Genomic DNA, 1,578 nt, shown 5'->3' on the forward strand with positions numbered 1-1,578 from the left:
AACGAGATCTTCGGGCTTCTGATAGTTGGCTAACAGACTGCTAAGCAGCTCGTCGGGCACTTCGTGTTTGCGTGGACTCATGGTGTCTCCGGGTCAGATGGCAGTTTCCTGCCAATGCCCCGTTTACACAAAATCTAGGATAGGCCCGGATGCCGCTGACCTGCTCTTCGTCGGCCAGCGCGTCGGTGACGTAGAGGATGTATCCCGCATGCGAGCCGTTGAGGTAGTACTTCCGACGGAATAGCGTGCCCGCCTCGTTCAGCCATGCGCTCTGCAGCGCTGACAGGTATTCGGGCACACCATAGACCTCCTGGTGAATATCGGGCTCCATGAGGTGGAAGATTGAGCCCTTGGCGAACTCATGTTCCGCCTTCCATCCCGTCACCTGAAAATACACGTCCATATCATCGGCGCCACGCCGCATGTACTTCGCCAGCGCCGGCTGCAGCTCCATGGTGGTGCGCAGGCGACTCTTGCGTCGCTCAAGATAGCCGTTGCCGAACACCATGAAGTCCAGTGCCCAGCGCGAGAACGCGTCGCGACTGAGCAGCTTATGTGGCTTGAAGCACGACACCAGGATGTTGCGCTTCACGTAGATCGCGCTCGAGTGATGAGGCGTCGACCGAAACGACCGGGCCAGGCCGCTCATGGAGACGGGCGTTTCAAACCACCGCCCATTGCGCCAGGCTTCGATGTATTCGAGCACGTCACGGCCATCGAGCACCGGCATGGGGTCGCCAAAGCTGAAGGCCTCCGCGCGTGCCGGGGTGTTGTTGATCTCGGTCATGTTCAGAACATCTCCACAAAGCCGGAATTGCGCCCGTTGGCGCCTTCCAGCGGTTCATTGATCAGGGTGTGCATGCAGGCCCACGCCAGATCGGCGTGGCCGGTTTCTTCGGAACGGCCCGCCGTGTACTTCACGTGCCGTCCGCTGTCGGTCAGGGTTTTGCGAATCGCCATGAACGACTGCGCGAAGTCGGTCCAGCCGGCGTCGAACTGGAGGCGGCCCTTGCCGATCACGTGCTGGGCTTTCATCACCATCTGCGCCTTGAGCTCGACGGAGTAGACGAACTTCCTGGCCAGCGGAAAGAACTGCACCACGAGCTGGTGCACGGCCGCACCGATGCCGGTGCAGTCGATGCCGATGTAGGTCACGTGGTAGCGCTTAGTGATCTTTCGGATGAACTCCGCCTGCGCCTCGAAATCCAACCCCTTCAGCCGATGGCGCTCGAGCACCCGGAACTTGCCACCCGGGATACGCGGCGGCGCGACGACGACTAGGCCCGCACTATCGCCACCATTCCCAAGCGACGGGTCATAGCCCACCCATACCGGGTGATGGCCAAACGGGCGGGCGGCCAAGGGCTGCAGGTCGGACCAGTCCACCCAGCTGTCGACCATGCCCTCCTGCATCATCTTCAGCGTGAACAGGCTGTCGCCGTCGTCGATGAACTGACACATCAGCAGGTTGGCGAACTCGTCCGGCGTGTATTCGGTGCGTAGCTCGTCGATATCGAACAAGCTGCAGCCGCCGCGCTCGGCGTCTTCGATCGTGACGATCTGGCGCCACACCTTGTC

General features: G+C 61.2%; 2 protein-coding genes. Both read right to left on the minus strand.

What is annotated here, in order from left to right; genetic code table 11:
* Positions 1–40 precede the first annotated feature (40 nt).
* Positions 41–787 carry a phage portal protein gene (locus tag AB4083_RS22845; protein ID WP_441610794.1) on the minus strand — a complete coding sequence of 249 codons (747 nt, stop codon included), beginning with the start codon at positions 785–787 and terminating at the stop codon, positions 41–43.
* A 2-nt stretch (positions 788–789) separates the two neighbouring features.
* The coding region (locus AB4083_RS22850) for a phage terminase large subunit family protein (protein WP_441610795.1) at positions 790–1,578 on the minus strand (789 nt) is incomplete at its 5' end.

Origin of the sequence: Dyella sp. 2RAB6, from assembly GCF_052115385.1 — a bacterium.
In the GTDB taxonomy this organism is placed as follows: domain Bacteria; phylum Pseudomonadota; class Gammaproteobacteria; order Xanthomonadales; family Rhodanobacteraceae; genus Dyella_D.